The sequence below is a fragment of the Haemophilus sputorum CCUG 13788 genome (genome assembly GCF_000238795.1).
In the GTDB taxonomy this organism is placed as follows: Bacteria; Pseudomonadota; Gammaproteobacteria; order Enterobacterales; family Pasteurellaceae; genus Haemophilus_A; species Haemophilus_A sputorum.
Map to the genome: position 1 here is coordinate 208818 of NZ_AFNK01000031.1, position 18889 is coordinate 227706.

Annotated in this window: 16 protein-coding genes and 2 pseudogenes; 12 read left to right on the forward strand and 6 right to left on the reverse strand. The window is 40.5% G+C overall.

What is annotated here, in order from left to right:
* The first annotated feature begins 1 nt into the window (after nt 1).
* Nucleotides 2-1396, forward strand: a complete 1395-nt coding sequence (gene ffh / locus HSP_RS0104500; protein ID WP_007523426.1) for a signal recognition particle protein — start codon at nt 2-4, stop codon at nt 1394-1396.
* Nucleotides 1397-1454: 58 nt separating this feature from the next.
* Here ffh and HSP_RS0104505 read toward each other — a convergent pair whose 3' ends face one another.
* Nucleotides 1455-2390, reverse strand: coding sequence for a KpsF/GutQ family sugar-phosphate isomerase (locus HSP_RS0104505; protein ID WP_010676235.1), 936 nt, complete (start codon nt 2388-2390; stop codon nt 1455-1457).
* Between the two features lie 158 nt (nt 2391-2548).
* On the opposite strand from HSP_RS0104505, the gene HSP_RS0104510 reads away from it, so the two are divergent.
* Nucleotides 2549-2938: a pyrimidine dimer DNA glycosylase/endonuclease V gene (locus HSP_RS0104510; RefSeq protein WP_010676236.1), complete on the forward strand. Its 390-nt coding sequence runs from the start codon at nt 2549-2551 to the stop codon at nt 2936-2938.
* A gap of 49 nt (nt 2939-2987) precedes the next feature.
* Here the strand turns inward: HSP_RS0104510 and HSP_RS0104515 are convergent, their stop codons facing one another.
* A complete protein-coding gene (locus tag HSP_RS0104515; RefSeq protein WP_010676237.1) occupies nt 2988-3542 on the reverse strand; it encodes a DUF5358 domain-containing protein in 555 nt (184 codons plus the stop codon).
* A 155-nt stretch (nt 3543-3697) separates the two neighbouring features.
* On the opposite strand from HSP_RS0104515, the pseudogene HSP_RS11595 reads away from it, so the two are divergent.
* The 8 genes and pseudogenes from HSP_RS11595 (at nt 3698) to HSP_RS11650 (ending at nt 12515) form a co-directional block, all read left to right on the forward strand.
* A pseudogene (locus HSP_RS11595) lies at nt 3698-4064 on the forward strand (transposase).
* Nucleotides 4061-4459: an IS3 family transposase gene (locus tag HSP_RS11340; protein ID WP_010676240.1), complete on the forward strand. Its 399-nt coding sequence runs from the start codon at nt 4061-4063 to the stop codon at nt 4457-4459. The pseudogene HSP_RS11595 and the gene HSP_RS11340 overlap by 4 nt, the downstream one beginning before the upstream one ends.
* A complete protein-coding gene (locus tag HSP_RS11345; RefSeq protein WP_010676241.1) occupies nt 4459-4866 on the forward strand; it encodes an IS3 family transposase in 408 nt (135 codons plus the stop codon). Before HSP_RS11340 ends, HSP_RS11345 begins: the two co-directional genes overlap by 1 nt.
* A gap of 53 nt (nt 4867-4919) precedes the next feature.
* On the forward strand, nt 4920-6518 hold the full coding sequence (locus HSP_RS0104535; protein WP_010676242.1) for a ShlB/FhaC/HecB family hemolysin secretion/activation protein: 1599 nt from the start codon (nt 4920-4922) through the stop codon (nt 6516-6518).
* A 159-nt stretch (nt 6519-6677) separates the two neighbouring features.
* The gene (locus tag HSP_RS0104540; RefSeq protein WP_010676243.1) at nt 6678-11051 is read left to right on the forward strand and encodes a two-partner secretion domain-containing protein; all 4374 of its coding nucleotides are present in this window, start codon (nt 6678-6680) and stop codon (nt 11049-11051) included.
* 79 nt (nt 11052-11130) lie between these two features.
* A complete protein-coding gene (aphA, locus tag HSP_RS0104545; RefSeq protein ID WP_010676244.1) occupies nt 11131-11838 on the forward strand; it encodes an acid phosphatase AphA in 708 nt (235 codons plus the stop codon).
* A gap of 91 nt (nt 11839-11929) precedes the next feature.
* Nucleotides 11930-12052, forward strand: a pseudogene (locus tag HSP_RS11190) (tRNA methyltransferase); the annotation flags it as partial.
* A gap of 286 nt (nt 12053-12338) precedes the next feature.
* Nucleotides 12339-12515, forward strand: a complete 177-nt coding sequence (locus HSP_RS11650; RefSeq protein WP_139032660.1) for an IS3 family transposase — start codon at nt 12339-12341, stop codon at nt 12513-12515.
* A 54-nt stretch (nt 12516-12569) separates the two neighbouring features.
* On the opposite strand, the gene araD is transcribed toward HSP_RS11650, so the two are convergent.
* The 4 genes from araD to ulaG all read right to left on the reverse strand — a co-directional run bounded on the left by araD (nt 12570) and on the right by ulaG (nt 16155).
* Nucleotides 12570-13289: an L-ribulose-5-phosphate 4-epimerase gene (araD, locus tag HSP_RS0104560; protein ID WP_010676246.1), complete on the reverse strand. Its 720-nt coding sequence runs from the start codon at nt 13287-13289 to the stop codon at nt 12570-12572.
* Nucleotides 13286-14146 carry an L-ribulose-5-phosphate 3-epimerase gene (locus HSP_RS0104565; protein WP_010676247.1) on the reverse strand — a complete coding sequence of 287 codons (861 nt, stop codon included), beginning with the start codon at nt 14144-14146 and terminating at the stop codon, nt 13286-13288. The genes araD and HSP_RS0104565 overlap by 4 nt, the downstream gene beginning before the upstream one ends.
* A gap of 60 nt (nt 14147-14206) precedes the next feature.
* Entirely contained in the window at nt 14207-14953 is a 747-nt protein-coding gene (gene ulaR, locus HSP_RS0104570) for an HTH-type transcriptional regulator UlaR (RefSeq protein WP_010676248.1), read from the reverse strand.
* A 110-nt stretch (nt 14954-15063) separates the two neighbouring features.
* The gene (gene ulaG, locus HSP_RS0104575) at nt 15064-16155 is read right to left on the reverse strand and encodes an L-ascorbate 6-phosphate lactonase (protein WP_007523462.1); all 1092 of its coding nucleotides are present in this window, start codon (nt 16153-16155) and stop codon (nt 15064-15066) included.
* 388 nt (nt 16156-16543) lie between these two features.
* Here ulaG and HSP_RS0104580 point away from each other — a divergent pair, with 388 nt between their 5' ends.
* Complete coding sequence (locus tag HSP_RS0104580) at nt 16544-18337, forward strand: PTS ascorbate-specific subunit IIBC (RefSeq protein ID WP_010676249.1); 1794 nt, start codon at nt 16544-16546, stop codon at nt 18335-18337.
* An 83-nt stretch (nt 18338-18420) separates the two neighbouring features.
* Nucleotides 18421-18888, forward strand: a complete 468-nt coding sequence (locus HSP_RS0104585) for a PTS sugar transporter subunit IIA (RefSeq protein WP_010676250.1) — start codon at nt 18421-18423, stop codon at nt 18886-18888.
* Nucleotide 18889 lies beyond the last annotated feature (1 nt).

Sequence of the window (18889 nt, forward strand, 5' to 3'; positions counted from 1 at the left end):
TATGTTTGAAAATCTCTCCGATAGACTATCTAAAACCTTACGAAACATTACCGGTAAAGGTCGTTTAACCGAAGATAATATTAAAGATACTTTGCGCGAAGTGCGGATGGCACTTTTAGAAGCTGATGTTGCTTTACCTGTGGTTCGTGAATTCATCGCACAAGTAAAAGAGCGTGCGCTAGGCGAAGAAGTCAATAAAAGCCTAACGCCAGGTCAAGAGTTCTTACGTATTGTGCGCACCGAGCTTGAAAAAGCGATGGGTGAAGCAAATGAAGAATTAAACCTTGCAGCTCAACCGCCAGCAGTGATCTTAATGGCTGGTTTACAAGGTGCGGGTAAAACCACTTCTGTGGGCAAATTAGCAAAATTCTTAAAAGAACGTCATAAAAAGAAAGTATTAGTCGTTTCGGCTGACGTTTACCGCCCTGCTGCGATTAAACAGCTTCAAACCCTAGCGGAAGCATTAAAAGTTGATTTTTTCCCAACTGAAACCAGTCAAAAACCAGTTGATATTGCAGAAGCTGCACTGAAACACGCCAAACTTAACTTCTTTGATGTGTTAATTGTCGATACCGCAGGTCGTTTGCATGTTGACGGCGAAATGATGGAAGAAATTCAGAACATTCATGCGGTTCTAAATCCAGTCGAAACGCTTTTCACTGTCGATGCGATGACCGGTCAAGATGCAGCCAATACAGCAAAAGCCTTTAACGAAGCATTACCCTTAACTGGGGTAATTTTAACCAAAGTTGATGGGGATGCACGAGGTGGTGCAGCATTATCTATTCGTCAAATTACAGGGAAACCGATTAAATTCCTTGGGGTAGGTGAAAAAACTGATGCCTTAGAGCCATTCCATCCAGACCGTATTGCTTCTCGCATTTTAGGCATGGGCGATGTCATGTCATTGATTGAAGACTTACAGCGATCCGTTGACCAAGAAAAAGCGGAAAAGATGGCGCAGAAATTTAAAAAAGGTGATGAATTTACCTTAGAAGATTTCCGCGATCAGCTCATTGAAATGAAAAAAATGGGTGGCATGATGTCGATGTTAGATAAATTGCCTGGTGCGAAAAATTTACCAGAGCATGTAAAAAATCAAGTTGACGATAAAATGTTCATTAAAATGGAAGCCATCATCAATTCCATGACATTAAAAGAACGTGCAAACCCAGAAATTATCAAAGGTTCTCGCCGTCGTCGTATTGCTCAAGGCTCAGGCACACAAGTACAAGATGTCAATAAACTCCTCAAGCAATTCGATGAAATGCAACGTATGATGAAAAAAATGCGCAAAGGTGGCATGGCAAAAATGATGCGAGGCATGAAAGGCTTAATGGGCGGTGGTATGAATGCCCTTGGTGGGCTTGGTGGTATGTTCGGTGGACGCCGCTAATAACAACTGCTCTATCCATGAAAAACAGGACGCTTAGCGTCCTGTTTGTTTTTAAGTATTAACTTGAGAATTCTAATAACCCGGTTGGCTTACCTTGCTCATCAACAGCAATCAATGAGTGAATATGTTTTTCTTTCATTAAATCTTCTGCTTTTGCAAGGAACATCGTTTCACTCACCGTTTTCGGATTACGGGTCATGATTTGTTCAGCTGTTTTGCTTAAACTATCGCTACCAAACTGGGCTAGCGTGCGGCGAATATCGCCATCTGTAATAATGCCAACTAATTGCTCATCTTGCATAATGACTGCCACGCCCATTCTGCCCTCGTTCATCACCGATAAACAATCACTAAAACTACTTTGTGGTTGTGCAATCGGTAATTTGCGATTCATCACATCTTGTACACGATTCAGTAATTTTCTACCTAAACTGCCACCTGGATGGAAACGGGCAAAATCCTCTGGTTTGAACTCTCTTGCCTCAATCAATGCGATAGCTAACGCATCGCCTAATGCCATCGTCACTAAAGTGGAAGTGGTTGGAGCTAAATTATTGGGGCAAGCTTCTCGATCTACTTCAATATTTAAAATGAGATCCGCATGACGACCTAGTGTAGAAAACGGATTTCCCGTCATCGCAATAATTTTGTTTCCAAAACTTTTCAAACTTGGAATCAGCTTATTCACATCATCCGTTTCACCACTATTAGAGATAAGAATAACCACATCAATCGGCTTGAGCATGCCTAAATCGCCATGAAAGGCTTCGGTTGGATGCAAGAAAAAACTTGGCGTACCGGTAGAGGCGAGTGTCGCAACCATTTTTTTTCCGACCAAACCTGACTTACCAATCCCTGCAATGACGACACGTCCCTCACACTCGAGAATCATCTTCACCGCTTCATTAAATTCATCTGATAACCGTTGATTTAGCAAGTTAATCGCCTGTGCATAACGTGTTAAGGTAGCCTTCGCGCTGGTTAAATAATTCATAATCGTCACATAAAAAAGAAAGATTGGCTCCATTATCGCATTATCCTCAAGCATTATGCAAAATAATCGCCCGATGCTTTTGGTAAAAAATTGCAAAAATTTGACCGCTTGTATGATTGCTGTTACTTTTAACGCCTTTATTTTCTATTGGAATTATCATGACTCGAATCAATCTTGTCCCGCCGGCAGAACTTTGCGATCAGCACCTGCTTGCCGAACACCGCGAACTGACCCGCATTCCCAATGCGGTTGCTAAAGGAAAATTTAGTCTTAAAGGGCAACCTAGTGATTACAAGTTAGGCGAAGGACATGTTCGTTTCTTTTTTAATAAACTCATGTTTTTAAAAAAGCGTTACGATCTTCTGCACGAAGAGTGCTTGGCTCGCGGTTTTCAAGTGCAATATTTTTGGTCTACTGAATTACCCGAACAAGCAGACTTGTGGCTAGATTATCAACCTACTGAGAATGCGCTTAAACTCAATCGGGAACGAATTGCTTTACGAATGCCCGCCAAAGCGCGCTTTACGCCTCGAAAAGAAGCAATTTAGTGAAGATAAAAAAGGCGAACTAATTGTTCGCCATTTTTTCCAAGATACATTACAGCAATAAGGCTGAACCCCATTTAATAATATCAAAGAAGAATTTATTCTCTCCCGTTGCCACACCATCGGTGTTTTTAGGCTCAGATTTCGTTTCTTCCACCATCCCGCTTTTGTATTGCCCTTTAACAACCGCTAAATCATCACGCGCCTTGGTACGCAATGTTTCACATTGTGCTTTTGTTAGTGATTCAACTTCTGCAGGTTGATCTTTGAATCGCTTAAATTGATATTGCGCATATCCCATTGATTTTTCATCATTTTGGATAATTTTCACATATTGCTCGCCGATAATTTCTTCTAACGGATAGAACAACACATATTGCGCATGAATATAAGCATCTTCTTTAGAGAAATGTTCTTTCTGAATACGCGTTAAATTCGGGTAAATACATTGTGCAGTTTGGTTACTCATCGCCACCCATTTTTGAGCATCTGTATCCGATAATACATAATCCGCATTCGCAAATTCGCCAGGGAATGGCGTTTCTGGTGTGCTAGAACCACACGCTGTAAGACCTAACGCACAAGCAACTAATAAATATTTTTTCATTTTCATTTTCTTATTGTTTGTCAATGCTCGGCATTTTATCACTTCCCTATCACAATAAAAGCAACAAGCGGTCTAAATTTGCAAAAGTTTTGCAGATTCAGACCGCTTATTGATCTGCACCCCAAAACCTGGACACCTAATTTGAGGTGCAGATTATGTCCTACTCTTATCAATTTCGTTTGAAAATTATCAAACTCGTCACCGAACAGGATTATGGTATCCGTGAGGTGGCTAAACTTCATAAAATTTCCCACGCTCTCGTCATTTATTGGCTAAAAGCATTTCGGGAAAGGGGGCTTGATGGCGTAAAATCGCCTTATACAAACACCGAAAATAGCGAAGCCAAAGATGAAAAAGAAAGACATTGAAATTCCAGAAACCACAGACTTTTCACCTAAAGCGTTTAAAAAGCTGCAGCGAGAGCTCGCCTTGGCTCGAGCGGAGATTGCTTATCTAAAGGAGTTGGAGGCGCTCGACCGTCAAAAACAGCGACAGAAAAAAGAAAAATCATTGAAAAATTGAAGCCAGACCATGCGTTAAATGATTTACTTCATGTGGCTAAAATGCCTCGCTCAAGCTTTTACTATAAAGAGATTAAGCAAAATTATCGCGAAGCTAAAGAAGCTATCTTATCGCTGTATAAAAAGAACAAAAACCGAGATGGTTATCGTCCAATGACACTCAAATTACGCCAAAGGGGTTTTCATTTGAATCATAAAACGGTGCTAAAGCTGATGAACGAGTTAGGTATTCATTCCATTTTACGCAAGAAAAGACATGGAAAACGTGGAAAAACATCGCATATTGCCCCGAATTTGCTGAATCGTGATTTTACAGCAACGGCACTCAATCAAAAATGGGTAACGGATGTAACGGAATTTCAGGTTGTCAAGAAACGTTTTATTTTTCACCGTTGATGGACTTGGCTAACCGAGAAGTTATTGCCTATAACTTTGCGACACGCCCGAAGTTTTCATTGGTAAAAAAGATGTTAGAACAAGGGCTTAGTCGGCTTAAACCGACAGAATGCCCGATTATTCATAGCGACCAAGGTGTATTGTATGGCTCGACGGAATGGGAGAAAATGTTAGAGGGTAAAGCGGTTCAAAGTATGAGCCGCCGAGGAAATTGCTATGATAATACGGTGATTGAAAATTTTTTTGCGATACTAAAATCAGAGTGCTTTTACTCACGAACTTATCATTCAATCACTGAATTACAGGCTGAAATTGAAGAATATTTAGTGTATTACAACCAAAAACGCATTAAACTTGCTTTCAAAGGATTGAGCCCAGTGCAATACCGAGCTCAATATTTAAGTTAACTAACCTGTCCAACTTTTGGGGGGCAGATCATATTTTTTATTTTATCGCTGCTATGAATAAACTTGCTTTTTCCTTTCTTCTTACTTTTTTTTCATCAAATGTTTGGGCTGATGATATCACCCAATCGCTCCAACAATCTAAACAGCAATTTGCTGATCTACAGAGCCAAAATCAACAACGTTGGTTAGAACAACATCAATTCCAATCTACTTCTCAAGCGGTTGAAAATGGCGATTTCTCGCAAATTTGTTTAGATTATCAAGGTGTAAAATTTAAAGGAATAACGCTTATTGATCCAATGCCTTTTGCGCCTAAATCGGGCGAATGTTTGAATGAAGCTCGTCTTAATCAGCTGAGTCAACAACTTACTCAAGCCTATGTGAGAAAAGGCTACATTCACAACCCTTTTCAGTTTGAAGACGATCAATCAGGCGTTTTAACCCTGCACGTATTTGAGGGCAAAATTGCTGCTATAGAAAGCGATAACAAGCGGTTTAATTTAAGCCAAATTTTGCCAAATGCGATAGGTAAACCACTGAAAGTGCAAGATCTTGACCAAGCACTTGATCAAGCGAATCGCATCACGGGAAACAGCGTTTCTGTTGATGTTTTGCCAGCTAAAAATGGCGAAATTAAACTGAAATTTACGAACGAACCGACTTCTCGTTTCAATGGTTCAATTGGATTGGATAATTACGCGTCAAGAACCTACGATCGTTGGCAGGTACGTTCTTCTGTTAGTATTAGCAGCCCTTTTGGCTTATCAGATACGCTTTATCTAAGTGGTTCGCATACACTAAAATCTCGTCATCAATTTAGCCGCTCGGCATTGCTCTATTATTCCTTACCTTATGGTTATTGGACATTCAGTGGCTTTGCTTCTATTTCCCAATTTAAAACGCCGCTCTCACTTCAGACATTAAGCCTGCAACAAAAAGGGCAAACTCTCCAAACGGGATTAACCGCAGATTATGTTTTCCATCGTGGTTCTAACCATATTTCAACATTCTCAACGCAGATCGAGAAAATTAACAGCAAAAACCGACTGGATGATGTGATTTTAGACCTTCAAAGCCCTAAATTAACGAGCATTTCTATTGGGCTAAATCATTTGCAGCTGTTTGAAAATGCTACCTTTGCTACAGATTTCCGCTATGAACAAGGGCGAAACAAAGGCGAAAATCAGCCAGAAGATCTTTTTAGCCGTTGGAACTTTGAGCTGAAATTTAACCGCTATCAATCAATTGGAGAGCAACTTTTTCGCCATTCGCACCAGCTTACAGCACAATATAGCCACGATTATTTGCCTTCGATTAAACAGGAAGATTTGACGGGGCGTTATCGCGTACGTGGCTTGAATGATTTAAGTTTGTCGGCAGAGAAAAATATTGTTTTACACAACGATATTGCGTGGGTAAAAGCAACCGAACTCGGTACATTTTTGCCTTACGTTGGCATTGATTTTGGCGTACAAAAATCAACACAAGCGAATGCTCAGCGAGAACAAGCCTTTGCTTATGCCGTTGGATTGAATTGGGAGCAGAAAACCTTTCAAGCTAACCTTGAATGGGCAATGGGACGATTGTTTTCGAAAACTGATGGTGTCAAACAAGAGCGATTAGTGTTGGGAAGCATCAGCTATAAATTCTAAGCTTATTACACTAATGCACACTTGATTTTTTACTCAATAAATTATTTTTTTGTGAAGCAGATCACATTTTTACTCCATAAATGGCTGGTCTAACCTGTTCATTTTTGTTTTAATACGAGCATTTCTTATTTAGTTATGTTCCATTTTACGAGGTACAAAATGTCTAAAACTTACTCTTTAAGCAAAATTTCGCTCGCCATTGCATTCAGCATTGCGGGGCAATCTGCTTTTGCAGAAATTAGTGCGGCAGATGCCAACACACAAATTAGCAAAAAACAAGGCATTGAAATTATCAATATCGCCAATCCAAGTGCCGCAGGGTTATCGCATAACCGATATGATAAGTTTAACGTAGATAAATCTGGTGCTGTGCTAAACAATGCTCGCCAAAATGGTAAATCTCAACTTGCAGGCGATCTAAACGCTAACCCAAATCTCAAAACCCAATCCGCAAAAGTGATTCTTAATGAAGTAGTGAGTCGCAACCCATCTAAAATTGCAGGTCAGCAAGAAATCTTTGGTGATAAAGCCGATTATGTATTAGCAAACCCGAACGGCATTAGCGTGGAAGGAGGCGGTTTTATTAATACGCCTCGTGCTTCGCTTGTGGTAGGTAAACCGCAAGTCGCAGAGGGTAAACTTAAAGGCTATGATGCAACAGGCGATAACGCGTTAAGCACCAGCGGCAAAATTACCAGTTCTGGAGACATTGATTTAATCGCCCCGCAAGTGACCGTTGGCGGTCAAATTACCACCAGCGAAGGGGTGAATGTGATTACGGGAAAAAATAAAATTGCACGTGAAGATAATGGCACGCTTAAAATCACGACTACAGAGCGTAAAGGTCAAGTGCTAGATGGCAAAGTCGTGGGTAGTATTCAAGCAGGCAGAATTCGTATTCATTCAACCGATGATCGTGCGACTATCGCCGCTCAAGCGGCTAATTTACAAGCAAAAGAAGTGGATATTACCGCAGGCAATGCAAACTTAAACGGTAGAATTAGTCGTCATACAGATCGTGGTAAAGCAAAAATTACGCATCAAAATGGCGTACAGTCTCGCGATCATCAAAGTGGCTCAAGCGAAACCTACCAAGCAACCCGTGTGCAAACTGATCAATTTAACGTGAATGTCGGTGGTAAATTGAACATTTCAGGAGCAGATATTCAAGCCAAAAATAGCAATATTCTCGGTGGCAATGTACACTTAGGGGCAGAAAAAACCGTAAATTTACGTGAACACAGCAAAAACCAAAGCAAAGGCAGTTGGTATCGCAATGAACAAGAGAGCAATCGTGTTGAAACCACACACCGCACTACGATTGCAGGCGATAGTGTAAACATTGAAGCAACCAAAGGTAAAGTGACCACAGAAGGTGCAAAAGTTTCCGCAAAAACGACCGCTATTTATGGCGAACAAGGCGTGAATTTACGTGGTGCAAAAGCCACTACCACTCAAACGGCTCGTGCTGAATTTAAAAATGAAACTGCACGTTTAAAAACAGGTTTAAGTAGCCAAGATAGTAGCGTGCAGCACTACACTGCAACAGAATTAACGACCGAACAAGATCTTATTTTAGGCGGTAACGGCGACCTGTATTTAAACGGCGTCGTGGCAAATGTAGATGGTACATTGCTCGCGAAAAATAGCGGTTCGCTTTCATTCGGCTCAGAAAGATCTAGCGAAAGTTATAACCTCAGCGATGATATGCGTTTCTGGGGTGGTTTAGCAGGCTCTAAAACCGTTGGTACAGGTAGAAGTGCAGAAACTGTTCACGGGGCAGATATTACCGTGAAAGGCGATACGACTTTAGATGCAAGCCGTGGCGTGCATATTTCAGGCAGCCGTGTCGTAACGGGCGGTAATGGTGTGGTAAAAGGCAATGCAGGTGCATTAGTTATTGATAGCACTCAAGCGAAAACCACTGCAGTTGATTACGCTCGTCAAGGTACTATTTTTGATATTACCAAGGCTCGCCAAAGTAGCTATACACATACCTCTACTGCAAAAGGTTCAACTTTAAAATCAGAATCAAATCTCCAACTTTCTACCAACAAAAACGTGAGCATTGTGGGCTCAACCGTGCAATCTGCAGGGTTGCTCGATATTGCAGCAAAAAGTGGTATTGAAGTGAAAGGTGCAACTAACCATGTTCGTACGGAATCAAGCAAGGCTGGTTTTAGTTTCGCGGGCGGTTTCGACAGCCTCAAAACATCATTCCAACACGGGCATTTAACCGCAAATCTCAACCTTGATAATAACAAAGGTAAGCCAAGCGTGGATGCGGATGTTGAAATCAGCAAAGAGAAAAAAGCAGATGCTGTAAATGCAGAAGGTAAATTCCACTTGGGCTTGAACGTTTACAATAACAGCCAAAATAGTCACACAACAACGCATACAGGTTCAAGCGTAAAAGGTAATGATGTAGCATTGAATGCAAAAACTGTGACTGTTTCAGGTAGTGAAGTGGCGGCAACTCACGGTAATTTAGTCATTAACGCGGATAAAATCACGACACAAGCGGCCCAAAATCAAAGCATTAACAACAGCGTGAAAAACGAAGTGAATATTGGTTTGAGCGGCACCGTAACCGAGAACAAATTAAGTGCCACTTTAGGTGTTGGCGTAGCTCATTCCTTGAATTCAAGCGTGGAAAACAAAGCCCAAGTAAGCAAACTTTCAGCGGCAAATGATGTAAAACTTAATGCAAATCGCATTGAGCATCAAGGCAGCCAAGTGCAAGCAGGCGGAAATATTCAAGAAAATGCGAAAGAGGTACTCCACACTACTGCGAAAAATAGTACAAATAGCTTTGGCAATAATGTGAATGTTGATCTCACCGTGTCTGCGAGCATTGATAAATCCAAAGCTTTCAGCGTGGAAGCAGAACTTGCTGCAAAAGGTGGACGTGAAACCGTATCAAGCATAACGCATACCGCAACGCAGTTACAAGCAGGCAAAAATATCAGCGTGAATGCAAACCACATTCAAGATAATGCTACCCAATACAGCGCAGGAGAAACGGCACAATTTAATTCAAGCAGCCATCAATTTGTAGCAGTTGCAAATCGTGTTGAGAAAAACAGCCTTTCGGCTGGGGCGAGTTTAGGCGTTTCAGCCGATACTACCGACTTCCAACGCTTTAACGTTGCAGCAAAAGTAGGAGCAAATTACAATCAATCTGCTAGCCAAGAAAGCAATGCTGTGCAAGGCTCAATTAATGCGAAAAACGTGAACATTCACACAGGCAAATTTAATAGTCAAGCAAATATTAACGCAAGTGAAAATGTGAATATTCAAGCTCAAAGTGCTCAATTCAGCCAAGCAACAAGCAGTAAAACCCAATCAGGTGGTGGTTTTGAAGCGAAAGTAGGTGTTGGTGCAATGGTTGTGCCATCAGCAGGTGCAGCAGTTCCATCTATTGATTTAAGCCTTTCTGCAAATGGTAAAAACGGCAACCAAAGCCAAGCGGTGACGAACACCATTGCGGGTAAAAACGTAAATGTGCAAACACAAGGCGTATTGAATTTGCAAGGCACAAACGTGCAAGCGGTTGAAAATGCTCAACTTTCTGGCAAACGTGTGAACATTACAGCGGGCAATAATCACGTTCAAAATGTGGCAGCCTCTGTCGCAACAGGCGTGAATATTGGAGCTAAAGTAGCAAATGCAGGCTTTAATACAAATGTAGGCGTAAACACTGAAAACAGCCAAACGCACACAGGCGTGGCAGTAAACGGTAAAAATGTGAGCATTCAAGCTCAAAACGGAGTGAATTTAAAAGGCGTGACCTCAACCTCTGAACAGCTCAATCTTAATGCAGGCAAAGGCAATTTAGCGTTAACGGCAGCAACAGATAGCGTGAACAAAACTGATGTTTCAGTAGGCTTAAAACTAGGTGGTGGCGTGGCTGAACAAAAATGGGCTCCGTCTTCAGGTAGCGGCCATCTTGCTGTGAATGTGGTGCGTAATGAAACATATACCGAAACCACTCTCAACACCGATACAGCTAAAATCAATGCTGGTGGTGATGCGAAATTTATCGGTGGCTCTGTCAATGCTAACCAGGCAAGCGGTACGATTTCAGGCGACTCTCACAGTGAGCAATTAGCCAATAAAGTCAATGAAGTAAGTGTAAGCCTTGCTGCGAATGGTAGTGGTAAACTTGCTGTACCAACTACAGATAAGTGGGCAGAAGCAGCAAAAAATGACTGGAATAACGGTTCCATTGCAGGTGTGAAAGCGGATGCAAAATTAGAGGTTAACGCTAAACATCAGCAAACAGCAACTAATGCTGGCATGAATGCAACACAGGATACAGTTGTAGTCAAAGGTGTGAAATCTCGTACTGAGATGAAAAATCATCATAGTCGCCAAATACATTTTAAAGCGGAAGCTACTACAGCGATAAAAAAACAAGTTGAAGCAAAAATTCCTGAAAAAGTAAGACAGGTAGTAAAACCAATACGTGCAGTAAATTTACAACTTATTAAAAATAATAAGGTAAATTATAAAGTACGTGTAAGACACTAAAACCCATCAAGCAGTCAATTTTTGTGAAACTTTTCACGGAATTGACCGCTTATTTCAATCATAAAAAAGAGGATTCTTTATGAACAAATTAACTAAACTCTCATTAGCAGTCGTTATCGGTAGTTTAATGATGCCAGCATTTGCGTCTAAAACTGAGCCTTACACTCAATCAGGCACTAACGCCCGTGAAATGTTGGTTGAACAACCCATTCACTGGATTTCAGTTGATCAAATTAAAAAAGAATTAGAGGGCAAAGCACCGATTAATGTGAGCTTTGACATTGACGACACCGTGTTATTTAGTAGCCCTTGCTTCTACTACGGTCAGCAAAAATACTCACCAGGCAAACAAGATTACTTAAAAAATCAAGACTTCTGGAATGAAGTAAATGCAGGGTGCGATAATTACTCAATTCCAAAACAAATTGGTGCAGATTTAATCAAAATGCACCAAGAGCGTGGCGATCAGATTTACTTTATTACGGGTCGTACAGCAGGTAAAACCGATGGCGTAACCTCTCTATTACAAAAAGCATTTGATATTAAAAATATGCATCCAGTGGAATTTATGGGCGGTCGTGAACGTACAACAAAATATAATAAAACCCCAGGTATTATTGCTCATAAAGTCACTATCCACTATGGCGACAGCGATGATGATATTTTAGCTGCGAAAGAAGCGGGTATTCGTGGTATTCGTCTAATGCGTGCAGCAAACTCAACTTACCAGCCAATGCCAACTTTAGGTGGCTATGGCGAAGAGGTTTTAATTAACTCAAGCTATTAAAATAGTTTTGAATGATCTTAAAATAGGATAAAAATGTTTATGTGGGCGGATTTCTATCCGCCTACTTTTTCAAAATTTTTGTGGCGTTTTTATGATGAACAGACGTCATTTTATTCAAATTGGTGCGACCAGTCTTCTTGCATTAAGTGCAAACCGTTTTGCGATGGCAAAAGGAAAGAGCGATGTTGATCTACGCATTGTGGCAACAACAGATAACGGATGTAACGGAATTTCAGGTTGGGCAAGAAAAGCTTTATTTTTCACCGTTGATGGACTTGGCTAACCGAGAAATTATTGCCTATAACTTTGCGACACGCCCGAAGTTTTCATTGGTAAAAAGATGTTAGAACAAGGGCTTAGTCGGCTTAAACCGACAGAGTACCCGATTATTCATAGCGACCAAGGTGTATTGTATGGCTCGGCGGAATGGGTAAAGATGTTGGAGGGTAAAGCCGTGCAAAGTATGAGCCGCCGAGGAAATTGCTATGATAATGCGGTGATTGAAAGTTTTTTTTGCGATACTAAAATCAGAGTGCTTTTACTCTCGAACTTATCATTCAATTGCTGAATTACAGGCTGAAATTGAAGAATATTTAGTGTATTACAACCAAAAACGAATTAAACTTGGTTTAAAAGGATTGAGCCCAGTGCAATACCGAGCTCAATATTTAAGTTAACTAACCTGTCCAACTTTTTGAGGGGCAGATCATATATTGCGATATTAGTTTAAATTACTGACCGTAATATGCATTAGCGCCGTGTTTACGTAAGTAGTGTTTGTCGAGTAATTCTTGTTGCATCGAACCAATGTTCGGACGAATTTGATGGCTGATGAAATTCATATATGCCACTTCTTCTAACACCACAGAATTATGCACGGCATCGAAGGCATCTTTACCCCAAGTAAATGGGCCATGAGAATGCACTAATACACCCGGCACTTGATCTGGGCTAATGCCACGAGTACGGAAAGTTTCCACTACGACTTTTCCCGTTTCAAGTTCGTATTCGCCAGCAATTTCTTCTGGTGTCATTCGGCGAGTGCAAGGAATTGAACCGTAAAAGTAGTCACCTTGAGTCGTGCCTAACGCTAAAATGTCTTCGCCAGCTTGTGCCCAAGCTGTTGCATGGCGAGAATGCGTATGCACCACCCCCCCAATATTCGGGAATTGACGATAAAACTCTAGGTGCGTTGGCGTATCAGAAGACGGTTTTTTGCTACCGTAAACACGGTTACCATTTAAATCCACCAGCACAATATCTTCTACGGTCATGGTGTCATAATCCACACCTGAAGGTTTGATCGCAACTAACCCTGTTTCACAGTCAATTTCGCTCACATTTCCCCATGTAAAAGTGACTAGCTTATATTTTGGTAACTCTAAATTTGCTTTTAATACGCGCTCTCTTAATGCTTGAAGCGCTGGGGTTAATTCAGTTAATTGGCTCATAGTTCAAAGCCTCCTTCTTTCATTTTTTGTTCAATCCAACGGCGCGCATTGATGATTTCAGCAATTGGCTCTTCCGCCTTTTCTGTCCACATCTCAATTAAGAACGCTCCACGATAATTCAAAGCCGCCAACGTGTTAAAGCAAGCAGGGAAATCTACACATCCATCACCAAACGAAACATCACGGAACTGGCCTTTGCAAGTTTCTGTCACTTTATAAGTATCTTTTAAGTGGATCGCCGAAATTTTATTGATGCCTAATTTTAGCTCTTCTGCCACGTTATCATTCCATGCAGAAAGGTTACCTAAATCTGGGTAAACGGTAAACCATGGCGAATCGATAATTTCATCCCATTTTTTCCAACGAGAAATTGAACTCATAAATTGAGTATCCATAATCTCAACTGCAATGGTTACTTGATTACTTGCCGCTAATTCAACTGCCCATTCAAGACCTTCTTGGAAACGTGCTAATGTGCCTTCATCTTGTTCTTCGTAATACACATCATAGCCAGCAAGTTGAATTGTGCGAATACCGAGATCAACCGCTAATTGAATCGCTTTTTCCATAATTTCATAAGCTTTTTGACGAGTTGCCTCATCATGTGAACCAAATGGAAAACGGCGGTGGCCAGATAAACACATCGAAGGAATCGTTACACCAGTATTGATGATCGCTTTCACTAATTCGATACGCTCTTCTTTGCTCCAGTCTAAACGAGCTAAGCGTTCATCAGTTTCATCAATAGAAATTTCCACAAAATCGAAACCGCAAGTTTTTGCAATCGAAAGTCTATCTTGCCAAGAAATGTTCTTCGGCAAGGCTTTTTCGTAAATACCTAGTTTGTGTTTTCTCATAACAACCCCTTTGGCTATGTTGGTTATGCTTTTAGTAAAAAATCTGCAAAATCCGACCGCTTACGCTAAAACCACTTCCAAGCCTTTTTCTCTTAATGCTTGGATAATTTCAGGATTGGCCTCTTTGCCAGTAATTAAAATATCAATCTCATCTAGCGAGCTAAATAACATGCCCACTTGTTTGCCTAATTTTGTGCTATCGACTAACGCAATAAGCTTATCTGCTTTTTGCGCAAGTGGCTGTTCAGAGTTCGCAATGATCATGTCATTTTTATATAACCCAGCTGTGGTTAAGCCTTTGCCACTGGTAAACATAACATTCGCAAAATAGTTAATTTCATTTTGCGTATTTAATGAAAGAGTTACCCGTTTAGCACGATTATATTGCCCACCCATAATCACTAAATTCTCATGACTATGTTGAATTAGATCGTTTGCAAGCGGTAAGAAATTCGTGATGATTTGCAAATTCCGACCACATAAACGGTTACCTAGCATTTGCATGGTTGAACCTGCAGTGAGAATAACGCTTTCACCATCATTACAATACTGGCTAGCAATCATTGCAATGCGCTGTTTTTCATTGGCATTATTGATAATTTTTTTCTTTGCCACACCGAAATTCACGCTTAAAGCTTCAGCCCCATTGCGGACTTTTCTTAATCTGCCCTGCTCATTTAATTTATTGATATCGCGACGTGCGGTTGCCGGCGAGATTTCTAATAAATCGATAATCTCTGTTGTTGAAAGTATTTTCTTTTCTTCTAACAACGAAAGTAAATTCTGATGTCGATACGTTTCGTTCATTGGTTATCCTTGTATATTGAGCATTAAATCAATGAACAAATCCACTCCTGCTAGAAAGAGGAGAGGGGGATTTCGTGATGTACCCATTCTGAATATCCCCCTAAGGTTAATTACAACATTGATTTAAATTGAATATTCGGCTCTTGTTCAAAGCAATCATCAAAACCACGAGGGTGATGATATTCGATTAAATCTTTATCGCGCGGATAAACATATTTACCGCCGACTTCCCAAATGAATGGATGGAATTTGTATTGTAAGCGGTCTTTACGCATACGCCATAAATCAATGATTTCTTGCGTACTTGCCATAAAGTTCGTCCAAATATCGTGGTGCACAGGAATAATCACTTTAGCACGTAAACATTCTGCCATGCGAAGTAGGTCGATTGAAGTCATTTTATCTGCAATCCCTACTGGGTTTTCACCGTAGTTATTTAATGCAACATCAATATCGAACTCTTTACCATGTTTTGCAAATTGGATTGAATAGTGTGAGTCTGCACCATGATAAATAGTACCACCTGGTGTTTTGAAAACATAGTTTACTGCTTTGCGACCCATTTCTTCATCAGATGGGCATAATCCTTTTAATTCGCCACCTTGTTCTTCCGCACCTTCTACTGGTAAGGTTACTAAACAAGTACGGTCGAATGAATCTAATGCGTGAATTTCAACGTCTTTAATTTTTACTACATCGCCAGGTTTTACAACAATAATACGCTCTTCTGGCACACCCCATTTTTTCCATAACTCAGCACAGTGCCAAGGACCAACGAATTTTACATGATCTAATTTAGGGTTGTTGATAATTGCTGCTGCCACATTCACATCAATGTGATCGCTGTGATAGTGAGAAGCTAAAATGAAATCTACTTCGTTAATCGCAAATGGGTCTAATACCATTGGTTGCGCACGTAAGTTAGGTTGTAATTTACGAACACCCGCCATATTTGCCATTTGGTGACCGCGAACCATATCTTTTACTTTTTTAGTTGATTTACCACGGCTACACCATAAGTCCATACAGATGTTTGCACCTGCCGGGGTTTTAATCCACACACCTACGCAGCCTAACCACCACATTGCAAAGTTGCCTTCTGGCACGACTTCTTCTTCAATCTCTTCGTTTAACCACGTTCCCCATTCTGGGAAGGTTGAAAGAATCCAGCTCTCACGGGTGATTTCATTGACTTTAGCCATAATACTGCTCCTCATTTTAGTCAGCAAAGATAAATTATTTAATCACAAATAATCATAAATAATCATATTTTTTTGTAAAATGATTTTTCACGGTTTTGTGATCTAGATCTCATTTTTGCGCAAATTATACTCATGTAAGCGCTATTTTTCTTCATTTTAAGCAAAAAATTCGCATATAAAAATCAATTTCTGTGCTTTTTGCAAAATTCCCTCAAAATCTGACCGCTTGAAAAATAAAATGTGATCAACTTCACAAATAATCAAAAATAATCTTTGTTATTCAAAAAATAGCGATTATTATTCAGCCGATACATTCAATTTATGAATGACATCCTAACTAAACAACATCTTGTTGATTAAACTTGATTACAAAATAAGAGGTACTCTTATGGAAATGCTCACCGATATCTTGGTCTTTTTTAAAGATCAGGTGTTAAATAAAGCGCCATTCTTACTTGGTATTGTTGCCTGCTTGGGCTACATTCTCTTAAAAAAAGATTCCACTACCATTATTAAAGGCACCATTAAAACCATCGTTGGTTTTATGATTGTACAGGCAGGTTCTGGTTTCTTAGTGACCAACTTTAAGCCAGTTATTGAAGGCTTATCTAAATTCCACAATCTTACTGGTGCGGTTATTGACCCTTATACTAGTATGCAAGCCACCATCCAAACCATGGCAGACAATTATGCGTGGGTGGGTTATTCAGTTATCGGTGCATTATTCTTAAATATCTTATTAGTTGTATTTAGAAGAATCACAGGGATTCGTACCATTATGCTGACTGGGCATATCATGTTCCAACAAGCAGGTTTAGTTGCGGTGTTCTACATGATCATTGGTGCATCAATGTGGGAAACGGTCATTTACACCTCAGTATTAATGGCACTTTATTGGGCGATTTCTTCTAACATTATGTATAAAGCAACCCAAGCGGTTACTGGCGGTGCAGGTTTCTCTATCGGTCACCAACAACAAATTGCGTCTTGGATTGCAACAAAATTAGCACCAAAACTTGGTGATAAAAATGACTCTGTCGATCACATGAAATTGCCAAAATGGTTACATATTTTCCATGACAGCATTTCAGCCACTGCATTAGTGATGACCCTTTTCTTTGGTATCATTCTCCTTTCTTTCGGTTTAGATAACCTTCAACAAATGGCAGCTAAAACGCACTGGTCTATTTACATCTTAGAAATGGGCTTAAAATTTGCGGTTGCAATTCAAATTATCGTCACCGGCGTACGTATGTTCGTTGCGGAATTATCTGAAGCTTTCAAAGGGATTTCAGAACGCTTAATTCCGAACTCTGTACTGGCAATTGACTGTGCAGCAATTTATGCCTTCTCACCAAATGCGATGGTGTTCGGTTTCATGTGGGGTGCTATTGGTCAATTCGTTGCAGTAGGTTTATTACTAGGCTTTAGCTCACCAATTCTTATCATTCCAGGCTTTATCCCAATGTTCTTCTCTAACGCAACTATCGGGGTATTTGCAAACCAATTCGGTGGCTGGAAAGCGGTAATGAAAATCTGTTTCGTGATGGGTATTATTGAAGTATTAGGCTCAGCATGGGTTATCCAAATGCTTGCAAGCCAAGGTACAACCTTCAACGGCTGGATGGGTATGGCTGACTGGGCGTTATTCTTCCCACCAATCTTACAAGGTATCATCAGCGTACCAGGATTCTTCTTCGTTATTGTGGCATTAGCGCTCGTGTATATGTTCTTTGCATCTCGCCAATTACGTGCAGAAGAAGCAGAAGCGAAAGCGAAAGGTTTAACGCTTGAACAATTAGATGGCTACGGTTTAGACCAAGTACAAGAAGAGCCTGAACAAGCGGTCGAAAAAGCTGAAAATGTTGCAAATGAAGCTGCAGCAAATGTGAAAGCCGTGCGTATCTTAGCGGTGTGTGGTTCAGGTCAAGGTTCATCAATGATGATGAAAATGAAAATTAAACAATACCTTGATAAACGCGGTATTCCAAACGTAATGGACTCTTGTGCTGTGACCGACCATAAAGGTAAAGTGTCAGGTGTAGACATCATCGTATGCTCTAAACACTTACAAGAAGAAATCGTTCAAGAAGGTAATGTTTCTGTGCTAGGCGTACAAAACATGCTAAATCCAAACACCTTCGGTGAAGAACTCTTAGCACTCATTAAAAAATATCAATAAGCGATTGTTGTGCTAAACAATCCCTCCAACATCATTTGGGCGGAAGCTATTCCGCCCTATCAAAATCAATATAGGACACCCAAATGTTAAAAGAATCACTTATCGAAAATAACTCAATCCTTCTCAACCAAAAAGTTACCAACTGGAAAGAAGCCATTAAACTCGGTACAGATCTATTAATTAAGGCTGGTGCTATTGAGCCTCGCTATTACGATCACATTGTGGGCAATATTGAAAAAATGGGCCCATATATCATCCTCGCACCAGGTTTAGCTATGCCTCACGCTCGTCCAGAAGAAGGCGTCATTAAAACTTCTTTCGCATTAGTGACGCTTAGCGAACCTGTTTATTTTGATGGCGAAGATGAAGGTGTTTCAGTGCTTATCACACTAGCAGGCAGCGACTCCGATAAACATATGGAAGGGTTAATGGAAATCACCCAAACATTAGATGATGAAGAAAGCGACACCGGCGTAAACTTAGACAAAGTGCTTGCTTGTAAAACGCCTGAAGATGTTTATGCCATGATCGATGCCGCATTAAATGCGTAGA

Coding starts and splice junctions, on each gene's coding strand:
- aphA (WP_010676244.1), top strand. CDS start 11,131: ATGAACAAATTAACTAAACTCTCATTAGCAGTCGTTATCGGTAGTTTA.
- araD (WP_010676246.1), bottom strand. CDS start 13,289: ATGAGCCAATTAACTGAATTAACCCCAGCGCTTCAAGCATTAAGAGAG.
- HSP_RS0104510 (WP_010676236.1), top strand. CDS start 2,549: ATGACTCGAATCAATCTTGTCCCGCCGGCAGAACTTTGCGATCAGCAC.
- HSP_RS0104515 (WP_010676237.1), bottom strand. CDS start 3,542: ATGAAAAAATATTTATTAGTTGCTTGTGCGTTAGGTCTTACAGCGTGT.
- HSP_RS0104580 (WP_010676249.1), top strand. CDS start 16,544: ATGGAAATGCTCACCGATATCTTGGTCTTTTTTAAAGATCAGGTGTTA.
- ulaG (WP_007523462.1), bottom strand. CDS start 16,155: ATGGCTAAAGTCAATGAAATCACCCGTGAGAGCTGGATTCTTTCAACC.
- HSP_RS0104540 (WP_010676243.1), top strand. CDS start 6,678: ATGTCTAAAACTTACTCTTTAAGCAAAATTTCGCTCGCCATTGCATTC.
- HSP_RS0104505 (WP_010676235.1), bottom strand. CDS start 2,390: ATGAATTATTTAACCAGCGCGAAGGCTACCTTAACACGTTATGCACAG.
- HSP_RS11345 (WP_010676241.1), top strand. CDS start 4,459: ATGGACTTGGCTAACCGAGAAGTTATTGCCTATAACTTTGCGACACGC.
- HSP_RS0104585 (WP_010676250.1), top strand. CDS start 18,421: ATGTTAAAAGAATCACTTATCGAAAATAACTCAATCCTTCTCAACCAA.
- ulaR (WP_010676248.1), bottom strand. CDS start 14,953: ATGAACGAAACGTATCGACATCAGAATTTACTTTCGTTGTTAGAAGAA.
- HSP_RS0104535 (WP_010676242.1), top strand. CDS start 4,920: ATGAATAAACTTGCTTTTTCCTTTCTTCTTACTTTTTTTTCATCAAAT.
- HSP_RS0104565 (WP_010676247.1), bottom strand. CDS start 14,146: ATGAGAAAACACAAACTAGGTATTTACGAAAAAGCCTTGCCGAAGAAC.
- ffh (WP_007523426.1), top strand. CDS start 2: ATGTTTGAAAATCTCTCCGATAGACTATCTAAAACCTTACGAAACATT.